The organism is Blattabacterium sp. (Periplaneta americana) str. BPLAN, from assembly GCF_000093165.1.
Lineage (GTDB): Bacteria > Bacteroidota > Bacteroidia > Flavobacteriales > Blattabacteriaceae > Blattabacterium.
In genome coordinates this window covers 438,946-455,356 of record NC_013418.2, presented here as the reverse complement: position 1 = coordinate 455,356, position 16,411 = coordinate 438,946, and the positions used below count along the sequence as shown (strand labels likewise).

General features: G+C 26.6%; 18 protein-coding genes. 7 read left to right on the top strand and 11 right to left on the bottom strand.

Annotation, left to right across the window (positions count from 1 at the left end; translation table 11 throughout):
* Nucleotide 1 precedes the first annotated feature (1 nt).
* On the top strand, nucleotides 2–1,054 hold the full coding sequence (locus BPLAN_RS02240) for a chorismate-binding protein (RefSeq protein ID WP_012821584.1): 1,053 nt from the start codon (nucleotides 2–4) through the stop codon (nucleotides 1,052–1,054).
* On the opposite strand, the gene BPLAN_RS02235 is transcribed toward BPLAN_RS02240, so the two are convergent.
* Complete coding sequence (locus BPLAN_RS02235) at nucleotides 1,041–2,330, bottom strand: NAD(P)/FAD-dependent oxidoreductase (protein WP_012821583.1); 1,290 nt, start codon at nucleotides 2,328–2,330, stop codon at nucleotides 1,041–1,043. The genes BPLAN_RS02240 and BPLAN_RS02235 overlap by 14 nt on opposite strands.
* Nucleotides 2,331–2,436: 106 nt before the next feature.
* Between BPLAN_RS02235 and BPLAN_RS02230 the strand changes: the two genes are divergently transcribed.
* Complete coding sequence (locus BPLAN_RS02230; RefSeq protein WP_012821582.1) at nucleotides 2,437–3,129, top strand: zinc metallopeptidase; 693 nt, start codon at nucleotides 2,437–2,439, stop codon at nucleotides 3,127–3,129.
* Here the strand turns inward: BPLAN_RS02230 and coaE are convergent.
* The 3 genes from coaE to nusB form a co-directional block, all read right to left on the bottom strand.
* The gene (gene coaE, locus BPLAN_RS02225) at nucleotides 3,126–3,839 is read right to left on the bottom strand and encodes a dephospho-CoA kinase (RefSeq protein WP_012821581.1); all 714 of its coding nucleotides are present in this window, start codon (nucleotides 3,837–3,839) and stop codon (nucleotides 3,126–3,128) included. The two genes, BPLAN_RS02230 and coaE, sit on opposite strands and share 4 nt — an antisense overlap.
* Complete coding sequence (gene yajC / locus BPLAN_RS02220) at nucleotides 3,836–4,165, bottom strand: preprotein translocase subunit YajC (protein WP_012821580.1); 330 nt, start codon at nucleotides 4,163–4,165, stop codon at nucleotides 3,836–3,838. Before yajC ends, coaE begins: the two co-directional genes overlap by 4 nt.
* Before the next feature lie 70 nt (nucleotides 4,166–4,235).
* A complete protein-coding gene (gene nusB / locus BPLAN_RS02215) occupies nucleotides 4,236–5,174 on the bottom strand; it encodes a transcription antitermination factor NusB (protein WP_012821579.1) in 939 nt (312 codons plus the stop codon).
* Between the two features lie 93 nt (nucleotides 5,175–5,267).
* Here nusB and BPLAN_RS02210 point away from each other — a divergent pair, with 93 nt between their 5' ends.
* From BPLAN_RS02210 to BPLAN_RS02200, 3 genes are all read left to right on the top strand, one after another.
* Nucleotides 5,268–6,998, top strand: a complete 1,731-nt coding sequence (locus tag BPLAN_RS02210; RefSeq protein WP_012821578.1) for an ABC transporter ATP-binding protein — start codon at nucleotides 5,268–5,270, stop codon at nucleotides 6,996–6,998.
* 90 nt (nucleotides 6,999–7,088) lie between these two features.
* Nucleotides 7,089–7,478: a DUF3276 family protein gene (locus tag BPLAN_RS02205; RefSeq protein WP_012821577.1), complete on the top strand. Its 390-nt coding sequence runs from the start codon at nucleotides 7,089–7,091 to the stop codon at nucleotides 7,476–7,478.
* Nucleotides 7,479–7,578: 100 nt separating this feature from the next.
* Entirely contained in the window at nucleotides 7,579–8,058 is a 480-nt protein-coding gene (locus BPLAN_RS02200) for an HAD family hydrolase (protein ID WP_238523106.1), read from the top strand.
* Between the two features lie 64 nt (nucleotides 8,059–8,122).
* On the opposite strand, the gene groL is transcribed toward BPLAN_RS02200, so the two are convergent.
* The 7 genes from groL to pncB all read right to left on the bottom strand — a co-directional run bounded on the left by groL (nucleotide 8,123) and on the right by pncB (nucleotide 14,905).
* Complete coding sequence (gene groL, locus BPLAN_RS02195; protein ID WP_012821575.1) at nucleotides 8,123–9,763, bottom strand: chaperonin GroEL; 1,641 nt, start codon at nucleotides 9,761–9,763, stop codon at nucleotides 8,123–8,125.
* A 52-nt stretch (nucleotides 9,764–9,815) separates the two neighbouring features.
* Entirely contained in the window at nucleotides 9,816–10,094 is a 279-nt protein-coding gene (gene groES / locus BPLAN_RS02190; protein ID WP_012821574.1) for a co-chaperone GroES, read from the bottom strand.
* Between the two features lie 115 nt (nucleotides 10,095–10,209).
* Nucleotides 10,210–10,449 (bottom strand): preprotein translocase subunit SecG, encoded by a 240-nt coding sequence (gene secG, locus BPLAN_RS02185; RefSeq protein WP_012821573.1) that lies wholly within the window; start codon nucleotides 10,447–10,449, stop codon nucleotides 10,210–10,212.
* Nucleotides 10,450–10,462: 13 nt separating this feature from the next.
* Complete coding sequence (locus tag BPLAN_RS02180; protein WP_012821572.1) at nucleotides 10,463–10,936, bottom strand: hypothetical protein; 474 nt, start codon at nucleotides 10,934–10,936, stop codon at nucleotides 10,463–10,465.
* A complete protein-coding gene (locus BPLAN_RS02175) occupies nucleotides 10,926–12,218 on the bottom strand; it encodes a sigma-54-dependent Fis family transcriptional regulator (RefSeq protein WP_012821571.1) in 1,293 nt (430 codons plus the stop codon). The genes BPLAN_RS02180 and BPLAN_RS02175 overlap by 11 nt, the downstream gene beginning before the upstream one ends.
* 17 nt (nucleotides 12,219–12,235) lie before the next feature.
* Nucleotides 12,236–13,636: a tRNA (N6-isopentenyl adenosine(37)-C2)-methylthiotransferase MiaB gene (gene miaB, locus BPLAN_RS02170; protein WP_012821570.1), complete on the bottom strand. Its 1,401-nt coding sequence runs from the start codon at nucleotides 13,634–13,636 to the stop codon at nucleotides 12,236–12,238.
* Between the two features lie 90 nt (nucleotides 13,637–13,726).
* The gene (gene pncB / locus BPLAN_RS02165) at nucleotides 13,727–14,905 is read right to left on the bottom strand and encodes a nicotinate phosphoribosyltransferase (RefSeq protein ID WP_041178313.1); all 1,179 of its coding nucleotides are present in this window, start codon (nucleotides 14,903–14,905) and stop codon (nucleotides 13,727–13,729) included.
* A gap of 201 nt (nucleotides 14,906–15,106) precedes the next feature.
* On the opposite strand from pncB, the gene BPLAN_RS02160 reads away from it, so the two are divergent.
* Both BPLAN_RS02160 and dapA read left to right on the top strand, forming a co-directional pair.
* Nucleotides 15,107–15,379: an RNA-binding protein gene (locus tag BPLAN_RS02160; protein ID WP_012821568.1), complete on the top strand. Its 273-nt coding sequence runs from the start codon at nucleotides 15,107–15,109 to the stop codon at nucleotides 15,377–15,379.
* Nucleotides 15,380–15,509: 130 nt separating this feature from the next.
* Nucleotides 15,510–16,394 (top strand): 4-hydroxy-tetrahydrodipicolinate synthase, encoded by an 885-nt coding sequence (dapA, locus tag BPLAN_RS02155; RefSeq protein ID WP_012821567.1) that lies wholly within the window; start codon nucleotides 15,510–15,512, stop codon nucleotides 16,392–16,394.
* Nucleotides 16,395–16,411: the final 17 nt, after the last annotated feature.

Sequence of the window (16,411 nt, the reverse complement as noted above, 5' to 3'; positions counted from 1 at the left end):
AATGGTAAAGATAAATGTGATAAACTTATATAAAAAAATAATTGAAAATTATTGGAACAATAGAAGTTTTGTACTATTTAAAAAGCCCTTTGAAAAAAAAATATATTTTTTTTCTCAAGAATCTAAAAAAGAAAATAACTTTTTTTTAATTGTCAGTTTTAATCAAAATTATACCATAAGGATTTATACAAAAAAAATTTATTCTATAAACATAGAAAATCCAAAAAAAATGGATCATTTCATTTCTCCATTGCAAAATAGGGGATCTTCTTTATTAATTTATTCGAATAAATATAAGAATTTGATTGAAAAAGCTATCGAAACTATAAAAAAAAATAGAGATTTTGAAAAAGTAGTTTTATCTAGATGTATTAAAATTCCATTTCACAATTTTTACTTGAAAAAAACCTTTCAAAAGCTTATTTATTCATATCCGAATGCGTTTATTACTTTATGGTATGACTTTAATCATGGTTTTTGGATAGGAGCTTCTCCGGAATTGCTAGTAAAATGTAATGAAAAAGAGTTAAAAACTGTAGCATTAGCTGGAACTATTTGGGACCATTATAGATGGACTAAAAAAGAAGTAGAAGAGCATAATATAGTAATAAAATATTTTGTCAATTTTTTTAAAAAATTTCCTGGAAATCTCTGTGTTGAAAAAACTAGAATTTTAAATATAGGGCATTTACATCATTTAGAAACTCCTATTAGTTTTTCTTTTTTTGAGAAACCAAATTATTTTAAAATATTAGACGATATGTCACCTACACCTTCTGTATGTGGGTTTCCTAAGAATAATTCTTTGGATTATATACAGAAGTATGAAGGATATCAAAGAAATTTCTATACAGGTTATTTTGGTCCTGTTTATGATGGAGGGGGTAGAATAGAATTATATCTTAACTTAAGATGTGCAAAAATAAAAATGGATAAAAAAGAAATTGTTTTATATGCAGGCAGCGGAATTACAAAGGATAGTGAAGCTAATAAAGAATATGTAGAAACAGAAAATAAATTCAAAAACATCCTTTCTCAATTTATTTTTGATTGATTTTTTTTCTGTGAAATGGTCTTATAATAAGTCTTACACTTTTATTATAATGAAAATATTGAATGACCCAATTCATTAAAGCGATGACTCTATTTCTAAAACCTACTAAACTAACTAAATGGACAAACATCCAAACAATCCAAGCTGAAAAACCTTTTAATTTAAAGTATGGAAAATCACAGACCGCTTTATTTCTACCAATAGTGGCCATAGTTCCTAAATTTTTGTATCGAAAAGGTTTAATCTGTTTTTTCTCTAGAAAACGATTAAAATTATCCGCTAAATAATTTCCTTGTTGAATAGCTGGTTGTGCCATCATAGGATGTCCATTTGGATAAGAGTGATTTTTAATCATATAAGCGACATCGCCAATAGCGAAAATATTTTTATATCTTAAAGTTTTCAAATAATCATCCACCAAAATTCTTTTTCCTTCCATATCTTCTTTTAGAAATCCTTTTATAATAGCACCTTTTACTCCAGCTGCCCATATAACGTTAGCAGATTCTATGCTTTTATTTTTGTCTATAAAAACAATTTTACCGTCATAATCTTTAACTAAGCAATCTAACCAAATATTAACCCCTAATTCTTTTAAATTTTTAAAAGCTTGTTTCGCGGAGGTTTCAGACATTCCGTCTAATAATCTTGGAGTGGCCTGCAACAAATGAATATTCATACGTTGAATATCCAAATCTGGATAATCGTTTTGTAACACGTATTTTTTCATCTCTGCTAGTGCTCCTGCTAATTCTACTCCAGTAGGTCCACCACCAACAATAACAAAAGTCATAAGTCTTTCTCTTTCTTTAGAATCTTTAGTAAGCAAAGCAGATTCAAAATCTTGCAAGATAAGACTTCTTAAATTTAAAGCTTCTGGAATGGATTTCATAGGTAAAGCAAAATGTTCAATATTTTTGTTTCCAAAATAATTTGTAACCGAACCAGTAGCCATAATTAAATAATCATAAAATAAGTCTCCAACATTTGTATATATTTTTTGTTTTTCTGTATTGATATAATGAACATGAGCTAGTCTAAAAAAGAAATTTTTCGTTTTTTTGATAATTGTTCTAATAGAATGTGCAATAGAATCTGGTTCTAATCCCGCTGTAGCTACTTGATATAATAAAGGTTGAAAAGTGTGATAATTATTTTTATCTATAAGCACTACTTGAAACCTATCCCTTTTTAATTTTTTTGCAACTTGTAAACCAGCAAATCCTGCACCAATAATAACGACTCTTTTTAGATTATTTACTGTTGGGATATTCATGGTTAAAAGTTTGACGTTATGAATTTCTAAATTTATAAAAATTATATTTTCATTTTAATTAATAAATTAATAATTTTGTTAATAAAAAAATAGATTTATATTTTTTATGACTTATTATTGGATTGTAGGGATAACATTTTTTGTTAGTGTTATTATTAGTAAAGTATTAAAAAATAAATTTAGGATTTATTCTGAGTTGTATTTGCACAATCACATGAGTGGAAAAGAAATAGCAGAAAAAATGTTAACTGACAATGGGATTTATGACGTCAGTGTTATATCTGTTGATGGAGAATTAACAGATCATTATAACCCTATGAATAAAACAGTTAATTTAAGTGAGAGTGTTTATCATGAAAAAACTGCGGCTGCAGCTGCAGTAGCAGCTCATGAATGTGGTCACGTATTACAACACAAGTTAGGTTACAATATGTTAAAATTGCGAAATCAGTTAGTTCCTATCTTGAATTTTAGTTCCAAATTTACGAATATAGTGCTCATGTCTGGACTTGCGATTTTTTATAGTTCAGGAGGAAAAAATGCATTTCTTCTCAAATTAGGAATAGGTTTGTTTTCTTTAGCTGTAATTTTTTCCTTTATTACTCTTCCAATAGAGTTTGACGCAAGTAGAAGGGCTTTAAATTGGTTAAAAACTAAAAATATAGTTTCCTATCAAGAATATGATACTGCAAAAGACTCTCTGAAATGGGCATCTATGACATATGTGGTTTCAGCGTTGGGAAGTTTAGCCCAATTGATATATTTTATGTCTATTTTTAGTGATAAAAAAGATGATTAATGATTGTTCTTTTTTTTCTTCCTTGCATTTCTTGGATTTGGACGAAGATTTCCATATGTTTTATTTCTTATTTTTCCTCTTCTAGTTTTTTGTCTCCTTTTCCCATTTTTTTTATAAATTTTTGAAATAATTTCTTTGTGTATTTTTTTTGCTTTCTTTTCTAAAAAAGAAATATCTTGGATATTTTCAATGATTATATTAGAATGTTTTATTTTATTTTTATTAGAAATTTGAATATTGAGACGATTCAGAATTTGATCTTCTTTTAAATTATCTCTTTTCATAACTCTCTCAATCATTGTTTTCATGGGGGAAGTTAAAGTTATAATTAAATCACAATTTTTATATGCTCCACTTTCAAATAAAATAGCAGATTCTTTGATAAAATATAAAGTTTTTTTTTGAGATAAAATCCAATTTTTGAAATCTAAAAAAACCCAAGGGTGAACAATGGAACATAACAATTTTAATGCAATAGGATCTCTAAATACTTTTTCAGATAAAAAATTGGTGTTTAATCTATTTTTTTCATAAGATTTTTTTCCAAAAAATTTTATAATATTTTTTCTTATATTCTCGATTTTGTTCATTAATATTTTTCCTCTTTTATCAGAGGAATAAACAGGAATTCCTCTTTTTTCAAAAAAAGAGGAAAATAAACTTTTTCCAGAGCCCATTTTTCCAGTAATTCCTATTAAAAAATATTTCATTTTTTTTCTATTTTAGGTGTTGTTGCACTAAAAGTATTTCCATAACGTAATTGAGTTAATTCTTTAGATATAGTATTTCTTTCAAGTTTTATTTTTCCTACAATGGTTTCTAATATATAGAAGTGATCTGTGACTTCTATAATTTTTCCATGGATCCCTGAACTCGTTACTATATGATTTCCTTTTTTTATATTTTCTTGGAATTTCTTTTCTATTTTTTGTTTTCGTATTTGGGGACGTATCATGAAAAAATAAAATACAATAAATATTAGAGCAAACATCCAAAGAGTATTTGTTATAGGATTTTGTTGTAGTATGGAAAACATAAAATAAAAATTAATATTTTTTCTTTATAAATAATAATAAATAAAATGAGTAAACATAAGAATAAATTAATTACTTTAATCCTTTTCCTACTTTGAAAATTTTATTGTTTTTATGTAACAATTTGAATACTTGATCTAGAATCCCATTAATAAAAGTTTTGCTTTTATCCATGCAAAAAATTTTTGCAATTTCTATATATTCATTCATAGTTGCTTTTGGGGGAATATTTGGAAAGTATAAGAACTCACAAATAGCCATTTGTAATATAATTAAATCAATTATAGCTATCCTTTCTATATTCCAATTATTAGATATATTACTAATTAATTCATTAAATTCCCTTTTATGAAAAATTGTGTTTCTATATAAACTCACGATAAATTTTTTATTCTCATCGTTTCTATAAACATTATACAATTTAAAATTTTTTGGAGTAGATAATTGAATAAATTGCAAAGTTTTACATACCATCATATGTGCTATATATAAATCATTTGATCCATTTATATACAGATCTTCTATATATTCTACCAATTTTTTATTAGGGATGACAAAATTTTTGTAATATTTGATAAGAAAATTTTTATCTTTTTCAAAAGAAGAATTGGACTCTTGAATATCCAAAAAACTGGATTCTTGTATTTCCTTTATAAAAAAAAACATATCGATCTTGTTTTTCCCATAAAATTTTTTCAGAATTTTTTTTTTGTAATCATATTCCAACAAATATTTATTATTAGACAATATTTTTATTACAGAATTATATGCAATTCTTCGCACAGGACTAATTTTATTTTTAGGAATCAATCGATTTATTTTTAATGCTTTATCTCTAATTTTTAATATCAAATGAAGAAGAGATATATATAAATCATGTAATTCATCAATGCTTCGAAGCATGTTTTCTTCTACTTTACTTGAATCCATTTTAGATAGATGCTGAGCATATAAAAATTGCAAACTTCTTATTCTAAAATATCGTCTAATTAACATTTTTTTAAATGGCATAGATTTTTTTTATACAATAATGTAAGTCTTGCAATTTTTGCAATTATATAAATAAAAAGTGAAACTTAAAAAGTTTGTAATTTTGTGTTTTGTATGGGAGGGTTACTGTCTTTTAGTAAGAAATATTTTCGTAAATATAAATCACGTTTATGCATGGGGTTTATATTAATTTTAGTATCCAATGTTTTAACTTTATTACCCATTCCATACATAGGAAAATCTATTAATATCATAAAAAATATTTTCACAAGTTTTTCAAAACATGATACAAGGATCTATTCCAATTTAGAAGTGAAAATCTGTATTTATACAAGTATTATATTGATAATTCCAATTATAGGTGGATTTGTAAAATATCACATGAGGCAATGTATTATTACTACATCTAGAATGATTGAATTTGATATAAAAAATGAAATATTTTCGCATTATCAAAAGCTTAATTTATCTTTTTATAGAAAAAATTCAACAGGAGATTTAATGAATCGTCTTACGGAAGACGTTTCTTTTATACGACAGTATATAGGTCCAGGAGTCATGTATTTTATTAATCTTGTAGTTTTATTTTTAATGGTTATCATACAAATGTTTCGTATAGATAGAACATTAACCTTTTATGTAATATTACCTATACCTATTCTTTTTATTTCTATTTATTATATCAGTATTTACATAACTAAAAAAAGTGAAGAAGTACAAAATTATCAATCTATTATTTGTTCTTTTATGCAAGAAACTTTTTCTGGAATTCAAGTAATTAAATCATTTGTATCTGAAAAATTTTTTCAAGAAAAACATAAAAAAGTTATATTGGAATATCGAAAGAAAAATATAGAATTGGCAAAAATTGATACCATTCTATCTTCTGTTATTATTTTTTTTATTGGAACAAGTCATTTATTAATTCTTTTTTTTGGAGGTAAAAAATATTTTAAAGGAGAAATAAGAGAAATAGGAACTATTGCAGAATTTTTTACGTATATAAATGTTTTGATTTTTCCTTTTATTATTTTAGGATGGGTAGTTTCTATTGTAGAAAGAGCGAAAGTATCACAAATACGTATTAATGAATTTTTAAAAGAAACGCCTGAAATATTTAATGATAATAATTTAATAAAAACTAAAATTTTTGGAAAGGTTCAATTTAAAAATGTTAGCTTTATTTATTATAACAGGAAAGACCAGCCTACGAAAACTATAAGTAAAGTATCTTTTACTATTCCAAAGGGGAAAACTTTAATATTAACTGGAGAAACAGGATCTGGAAAAACGACTATAGGGAGATTGATATCCCGTTTGTATGATCCTTATAAAGGAGAAATTCTTATCGATAATCTATCTTTGAAAAATCATGATCTTTATAATTTTCGAAGTAAAATAGGTTACGTTCCTCAAGAATCCTTTCTATTTTCTGATTCTATTTATAATAACATTGCCTTAGGCAGTGTAGAAAAAGTGAAACCTTGTAAAGTTTATGATGCAGCGAAAAAGGCTATGATAGAAGATGATATTCTTAATTTTAAAGATGGATACGAAACTGTTATAGGAGAAAGAGGAATAACTTTATCTGGAGGTCAGAAGCAAAGAATATGTATAGCTAGAGCTATTATAAGAAATCCAAGCATTCTTATATTTGATGATAGTTTTTCTGCTATAGATCAAAAAACTAGAAAATCAATCATTCGTTATATAAAAGAGGATATGAAAAATAGTACTATTATCATTATTACGCATGATATTTCTTATATATCTGATTTTGATCTTATTATTGTTTTAAAAAATGGAAAAATATTTAAAATAGGAAATCCTAGTATTTTTTTTTAAAAAAATTATTTAGAATAATTTCAAGAAAACGTAGTACAGACCATTTTTTTTATTTAGATTTGCTTAATTAGGAATATAATATTGTTTGAAATGGACGAAAAAGAAAATATTAAAGAAAGAAATGAAATTTGTTCACGTACTCTAAAAACTGGGAGTCGTACGTATTTTTTTGATGCAAGAGAAACTAGAGCAGGAGATTATTATTTAACTATAACTGAGAGTAAGAAAAATTTTTCTGAAACTGGTGAAGTCACTTATAAAAAACATAAAATATATTTGTATAAAGAAGATTTTTCAAAGTTTCAGAGCATATTAGATGATATGATTCGATTTATCATTAATGAAAAAGGAAGAGAAGTCATCTCAGAACGTCATCAAAAAGATTTTAAGAATCATGCTTTTAATCAAGAAATTAAAGATGCACAAAAAAAAACATCAGAAGCGAAAAATTTTACAAATATTGATTTTGAAGATATATAATAATGGAAAAAGTGGTATTTATTCATTATTTTGATGAAGTTTTCATAGTGATTTTTTAAGTTGTTAGTGATTGATTTTTATGGATAGCTATAGGAATATAATGAATAATATTAATACTTTTATATTTGATGTTGATGGAGTATTAACAAATTGTACTTTAAATCTATTTCCTGACGGAAATATGGTTCGTCAAATGTTTGCTAAAGATGGATATGCTATGCAATTAGCGAAAAAAAAAGGATATAATTTGTGTATTATAACAAGGGGATCAGACTTAATGGTTTTTAGACGTCTAAGAGGTTTGAATATTCGTCATATTTATCAAGGGGTTAATAATAAAAAAAAATATTTAGATGAATATTGTCATACTTTGAATATTACCAGGAATAGTATACTGTATATGGGAGACGATATTCCAGATATGGAAATTATGAAATCTGTTGCATTGCCTTGCTCTCCGATAGATGCTGTTCAAGAAGTTAAAGAAATATCTAAATACATCTCTCCAAAAGAAGGTGGAAAAGGATGTGTAAGAGATGTAATTGAACAAACTTTAAAAATTCAAAAAAACTGGTTTTAAAACAAAAAAAAAATAGTGTCTGCTAAATTTATTTAGGACACTATTTTTTTTTTGTTTTTATCAACTACATCATTCCTCCCATTCCTCCACCTCCAGCTCCAGGCATTGGAGGAGTATTTGTTTCCTCTTTTTTGATTTCTGTAACTACACATTCAGTAGTTAATAACATTCCAGATACTGAAGCCGCATTTTCCAATGCTACTCTAGCTACCTTAGTAGGATCAATAATTCCTTCTGCTATCATGTTTTTATACTCTCCAATTTTTGCATCATAACCAAAATCTCCTTTTCCTTCGGCTACTTTAGCCACTACCACAGATCCCTCTCCACCTGCATTAGCCACTATTTGACGCAAAGGTTCTTCTAATGATCTTCTAACTATTTGTATTCCAGTATCTTGATCTGAATTTTCTCCCATTACATGATCTAACGATTTTATAGCACGAACTAATGCGACTCCTCCTCCCGCTACAATTCCTTCTTCAACAGCTGCACGAGTGGCATTCAAAGCATCATCTACACGATCTTTTTTTTCTTTCATCTCTACTTCAGATGCTGCACCTACATAAAGAACTGCAACCCCTCCTGCCAATTTAGCAAGACGTTCTTGCAATTTTTCTTTGTCATAATCCGATGTAGTAGTTTCTATTTGAGCTTTTATTTGATCAACACGTGCTCTTATATCTTTTTTACTTCCGCCACCATTAACAATAGTCGTATTATCTTTATCAATAATAACCCTTTCTGCCTTTCCTAGCATGTTAAGTTTAACATCTTCTAGTTTGCTACCAGTTTCTTCAGAAATTACGGTTCCTCCTGTAAGAATTGCAATATCTTCCAACATAGCTTTTCTTCTGTCACCGAAACCAGGAGCTTTTATAGCCGCTACTTTCAAGGTTCCACGTATTTTATTAACGACTAATGTAGCCAATGCTTCTCCTTCTACTTCTTCTGAAATAATTAATAAAGGTTTTCCAGATTGTGCCACAGGTTCCAATATCGGTAGCAAATCTTTCATAGCAGCTATTTTTTTATCGGATAAAAGAATTTGTGGTTGATCAAATTCTGTTATCATTTTTTCGGTATTTGTGACAAAGTAAGGAGACTGATATCCTCTATCAAATTGCATTCCTTCAACTACATCTACGGATGTATCTGTTCCTTTAGCTTCTTCTACAGTGATAACTCCTTCTTTTCCTACTTTTTCAAAAGCGTCTGCTATTAATGCACCAGTTTTTTCATCATTATTGGCAGAGATAGAAGCTACTTGCTTAATTTTTTCTGTATTGCCTCCAACTTCTCTAGATTGGTTTTTCAAATCCAAAATGACGACTTCCAAAGCTTTATCTATTCCTCTTTTTAAATCCATAGGGTTAGCTCCAGCAGCAACATTTTTCAATCCTTCTCTAACAATAGCTTGCGCTAACACAGTAGCTGTTGTGGTCCCATCTCCTGCAACATCATTCGTTTTAGAGGCAACTTCTTTAACCATCTGAGCTCCTAAATTCTCTATAGGATCCTCTAACTCTATCTCCTTAGCCACTGTAACTCCATCTTTGGTTACTTGAGGACCTCCAAAAGATTTCTGCAATACCACATTACGTCCTTTTGGCCCTAAAGTTACTTTAACAGCATTAGCCAATGCATCTACACCTTTTTTTAACTTATCTCTTGCTTCAATATCAAATTTAATATCTTTTGCCATAATTTTTATATTTTTATTAGTTGTAATTTGTGGATTTATTATCCTAAAATCATCATATAATAGCTATAACATCAGACTCTCTCATAATAAGATATTCCTCTCCTTCCCATTTCAGTTCAGTTCCTGAATATTTTCCATATAAAACTCTGTCTCCCTCTTTTAGGATCATAGATTCATCTTTTTTTCCATTTCCAACTGCTATTATAGTGCCTTTTTGTGGTTTTTCTTTTGCAGTATCAGGAATGATAATACCTGAAGCTGTTTTTGTTTCAGCAGGATCAGGTTGCACTAAAACACGATCTGCTAAAGGTTTAATCTTTATTTCCCCCATATTTAAAATAATTTTTAAGGTTAACGGTACTTATCGTTCAAAGCCAAAAACATGCCAAATAAAAAAAATTTGAATTTTTTACATTTGTATAAAATTTAATGCCATAATGACATATTTACTGTTTGTATTTTAATAATAAATTAAAAAACAAAGTTAAAAACAAGATAATGATAGATAAGGTCCAAGTTATTTTTTCCAAAAAAATATTAGTTCTCTTTATTCCAAAAAATCTAAAATTTTTCTCCATAAAAGATTGATAAATAAATCCTTTTTTAGGATTTTGGATCAAAATCATTCCAATAAGAAATAAACATGTTAGAATAATAAAAAATCCAAGAAGTATAGTTGAATACATTAACCATTTTTTTTTACCAATTATTAAATATTCTATTGTATAGTTTGACTACAAAATTTTTTGTAATTCTATCTATTATATAAGAATTATCCAGGAAAAAAACTTCCTCATGAGAAACTTTCTCTAAAATTTCAAAATTTTGAGTCCAATTTTTCTCCGGATTAGAATTATCTTTGTAAAAAATTTTTGCTTTTATTTCAATTATTTTCAATGGATAATTTTTTATTGAGTATATTCTGTAATCAGTAAATTTTCCCTCTAAAAGAAGATCTCCATTTTTTAAAACTAAATTTAAAGGATTATGTAGAAGAATATAATCTTCTAATTTTTTTTTCATTTCAAATGAAATAGATATTCCTGGGATATTTACTTCTTCCGAAAAATTTCCAAGTTCTATTGTTTTTTCTTCTTTAGAGGAATAGGCATGATTATAAAAAAATACAGTTAAACCAGTGATAAAAATAATCAGAATTTTTTTACAAACCATATTGTTTGATTTTCCTATATAATGTTCTTTCTGAAATCCCTAATTCTCTAGCTGTTTTTCTCCTTTTTCCATTATTTTTTTTTAGAGTCTTTTGAATAAATTCTATTTCTCTTTTCTGTAAGGATAAAGTGTTTGATTCGTTTTTATTAGTAGAATCTTCTTCTACTTCTTCATAATCAAAATCCTCATTTTTCGATGGATTTTTCGATGAGTTGGAAGAATGTTCCAATCTAAATATAGAATCTTCTACTATAGATTTTACAGGATTATTAGAGGTATTAATCATATTTCCAAAAACTTTTTCCATAAGTTGTTGATTTTCTTCTAAAAAATTATTATTAGTATTATTTTGACTTTTTATCAATTGGAAAGTCAATTTTTTTAAATTATTCAAATCTTTTCTCATGTCAAACAAAATTTTATAAAGAAAATCTCTTTCATTTGAAAAATCATGAAAAAATTGTTCGTTATTTGAACTGGAAAAAGATAAAGAAGGAATATTTTCTGGAAGATATTCTTTTAATTTTTCTATAGAAATTTCGCGTTTTTTTTCAACTACAGATACTTGTTCTATTAAGTTTTTTAATTGTCTAATATTTCCAGGCCAAGGATGATTTTCTAAATATTTAAAGGCTTCTTCAGTAAGTTTTATTGGAGGCATGTGATATTTTTCAGCAAAATCATTAGAAAATTTTTTAAACAATAATCTAATATCATTCTTACGAAAACGTAAAGAAGGTACATTAATTTGTACAGTATTTAGACGATAAAATAAATCTTCTCTAAATTTTCCTTTTTGAATAGATTCTATCATATTCAAATTGGTAGCAGCTACAATGCGTATATTAGTCTTTTGTATTTGAGAAGATCCTACTTTAATAAATTCACCGGATTCTAAAACTCTAAGAAGACGAACTTGTGTAGTTAAAGGAAGTTCTCCTACTTCATCTAAAAAAATAGTTCCTCCATCTGCCACTTCAAAATATCCTTTACGCATACTTGTAGCCCCCGTAAAAGATCCTTTTTCGTGTCCAAATAATTCGCTATCAATTGTTCCTTCTGGAATAGCTCCACAATTTACAGCAATATAAGAATGATGTTTTCTACAAGAAAATTGATGAATAATTTTTGGAATGAATTCTTTTCCTACTCCACTTTCTCCAAGAACCAATACAGAAATATCTGTAGGCGCTACTTGAACAGCCTTTTCCAAAGCTCTATGCAAGGCGTAATCATTTCCAACAATACTAAATTTTTGTTTTATATTGTGAATAGATTCCATGTATGGAATGGATTTTATTATTTATTTTCATTGTCATCTATTCTTCCTATTAATGTGGCAGATGTACAATTAGTTATTTTCACAAAAACTGTTTCTCCTATCTTTGATAGTTTTTTTGGAAAAACTACCACAATATTTTGCGTATTTCGTCCATACCAATCTTGATTGTTTTTTTTGGATTTTCCTTCTATTAAAACTTCTTGTATTGTTCCCAAATATTTTTTCATTCGAAAAATAGAATGAATTCTTTGCAAATCAATAATTTCTTTTAATCTTTTTTTTTTTATATTTTCTGGAACATTATCTTTTAATTTTTTATAAGCATAGGTTCCAGCCCTAGGAGAATAAGAAAACATGTAACCATAATCATATTTCACTTTATTCATTAAGCTAATAGTTTCTAGATGATCTTCTTCTTCCTCATTACAAAAACCTGTTATAATATCATGTGAAATAGAACATTCAGGAATTATAGATCTAATTTTCTGTATCAGAGAAAGATATTTTTCTCGAGTATATTTTCTATTCATCAGTTTTAATATTTTATTACTTCCTGATTGAACTGGTAAATGAATGTGTTTACATATGTTAGAATGTTTTGAAATAACTTCTATCACTCTATCAGACATATCATGAGGATTAGATGTGGAAAATCGAATTCGCATAAAGGGTATTTTTGAAGCTAATAAATCCAAAAGCCTTGAAAAATCAATTATTTTTTCGTTATTATTATCTATTTTTATCTGTTTTTTTAAACCACCCCCAAACCAAAGATAAGAATCTACATTTTGACCCAACAGAGTTACTTCTTTATATCCCTTTTCGTATAAGTTTTCACATTCTTTAATTATAGAGTATGGACTACTGCTTCTTTCTCTTCCTCTTGTAAAAGGAACTATGCAAAACGTACACATATTATCACATCCTCTTGTTATACTTAAAAAAGTAGTTATCTTTTTTATAGATGGAGAGGGACTAATATTTTCATAAGTTTCATTCTGATTCTCAGATAATAGAATGGGTTTTATTTTTTTTTCATCATTCATCATAACTAAACGAATGATATCAGGTATTTTTCTGTAAGAATTTGGACCTATAGAAAAATCTATCAGGTTTGAATATTTTTCTGATTTTGATAAACATCCAAGAATACCAAATAATGGAATTTTTTGATTATTTGATTTTAAATATCTCAGATTCTCTAATCTATTTTTAATAGATAGTTCTGCTTTCTTCCGTATTGCACATGTATTTAGTAGGATAATATGAGCTTTTTTTAAATTATTTGTTAATAAAAATCCATTTTTTGATAGGATTGAAATTATTATTTCAGTATCAGAAATATTCATTTGACAACCATAACTTTCTATATAATAGAAAAATGGAGTTTTTAAAGTGCTTAAAAAATTTTTTTTCATCTCATTTATAAAATTATTTATGAATGATTATAATAAAGGTAAAAAAATAAAATGTCATTATGTCATAATATAAAAAATATCCTCGAAATTTTAGGATAGAAGATGAAGAATTTTTTTAGCTAAGAAAATCATGTTTTTATCTCCTGTTGATTTCTCCTCCACATTAGAGAGTTTCACAACAGATATCCATTTTTTTTCCGGTAGAGCTTTTACCATTTTTATGACTATGTTCATAGAAGGTGGTCCTACATCATTTGTAAAATTAGTACCTATTCCAAAAAAAGGATTTATTCTTTTTTTGCAAAAAAAGGAAATATTAGCTACTTTATGTGGATCTAGGTTATCAGAAAATATAATTTTTTTTTTCAGAGGATTTATTTTAAACTTATTATAATGTTTTATAGTATCATTAATAAATGAAATAGGATTTCCACTGTCATGTCTAATTCCTTCGAATATATTTGCTAGTTTTTTATCGAAATTTTGGAAGAATATAGAAGATGTATATGTATCGGATAAGGCTATTCCTAAATTCTTACCATATATATTAAACCAGTTCTCCATAGCTATTCGATCAGCTATATTGAACCCATATTTAGCTGCGTGAAACATCACCCATTCATGTCCATGGGTCCCAAGAGGTTTTATGGAAAAAACCTGAGATAGGTGAACATTACTACTTCCCATAAAGAAAGGATTTCCTTCTTCTTTGAGAATTTTTAAAACTAATTTTTGAACTTCATAAGAATATCTTCTTCTAGTTCCATACTCTCCGATTTTAACATTTAATTTTTTATATTCTGCTAATTTTTTTCTTGTTAGAAAAATAATCTTATTATCAGAAATACGTTTTGCTCCTGTTAAATGATAATATAATTCAGATATTATTGCCATTAAAGGAACTTCCCATAAAATAGTTCTACTCCACAACCCCTCTATATAGATTTGTATATTTTTTCCATTTTGAGATATATTAACTTCTTTTGGATCGTATTGGTATTTTTCTAAAAAATTTAAATAAGAAGAATCTAAGTAAGGACAGTTTTTTTCTAAATAAATTCTTTCTTTATTTGATAATTTTAAGTTAGACATTCTTTTTAGGTGATCTTTTAATATTTTGGAAAAGTTTTTTGGAAAAGAATGTTTTCCACGATTAATCAACTCATATTTTGCTTTTGCAGAGGGAAATAATTTTATTATAGCATTTTGCATAGTAAACTTGTAAAAATCATTGTCTAATAAAGACCATATAATAGAGGATTCTTTCATTTTCATCAAATGCATTTTTTGGAATTCTTAAAAATTTTTTAAGATAAAATATTTGAGAGTTTCAATAAATCATTATTCATAAAAATTTAATCCGAATAGTACTTTTTTTTATAGAATTAAAAAACTTGTTTAAGTAGAATATTTTTCTTTTTTAGAAAAAATATTTCTCTAAATTTGCTTTTAAAACAATTTATTTTTAATATGGACAACACGAAATTATACGTTGGAAATTTATCTTATGAGATGACAGAACAAGAATTAAAAAAATATTTTGAATCTATAGGAGAAGTCACCCATGCAAAAATTATTTTTGATGAATCTACATCTAATAAAAGAAGCAAGGGTTTTGGATTTATAGAAATGTCTAATGAAGAGAACGCAAAACAAGCCATAGAAAAACTAAATGGAACAGAATTTATGGGAAGAAATATTATTGTTTCTGCAGCAAGACCGAGAGCAAAAAAAGACTATTAAATCCTTGTATTCTTTATTATTATCTACGTCTACATCTGTTTTTATTATTTAGTGGGAAAAAAATAAAAAGTGAATGATTTTTCAATATGAAATAACAACGATATTTATACCAAATGTAGTAAACTAATATATGAAAAAATTATATGGAACAGGTGTAGCGTTGGTTACTCCTTTTAAAATAAATGGAAAAATTGATTTCGAAGGACTTGAAAAAATTGTAAAACATGTCGCAGAAAACAAAGTAGATTATTTGGTAGTATTAGGTACTACAGCTGAGACGTCTACTTTAAAAAAAGAAGAAAAAAAAAATATAATTGAATGCGTTAAAAATATTAATCAGACAAAATTGCCCTTAATATTAGGTATAGGAGGAAATAATACAGAAGATATTATAGAAAAAATAAAGAATATAAATTTGGACGATTTTTCTGCAATTCTTTCTGTTTCTCCATATTATAATAGGCCTTCTCAAGAAGGAATATATCAGCATTTTAAATCTATTGTTAATAATACGGATGCTAAAATAATTATTTATAATGTCCCTAAAAGAACTGGATCTAATATTCTTCCAGATACAGTTATTAGATTAGCTAATGATTTTGAGAATATAATAGGAATAAAAGAAGCTTCTGGAAACATTTTACAATCTTATAAAATCATTGAGAAAAAACCAAAAAATTTCAGTTTAATATCAGGAGATGATTTTATTACTTTACCTGTAATATTAGGAGGAGGAGATGGAGTGATTTCAGTGATTTCTCAAGGATTTCCAAAAGAAGTTTCTGAAATGGTATCTTTAGCAAAAGAAAATAAGATTCAAGAAGCTTTTTCCATTTTTTACAAAATAATCAATATGATTGAACTTATTTATGAAGAAGGAAACCCTACGGGGATTAAAACTTTATTAAAGGTTCTAAAAATATGTAATTCTTATGTTAGATTGCCATTGATAAGAGGAACTTCTTTTTTAGAGAAAAAAATAGAAAATAAGTTAAATCTATATAAATCAAATTAATTAATATAAAAATAATA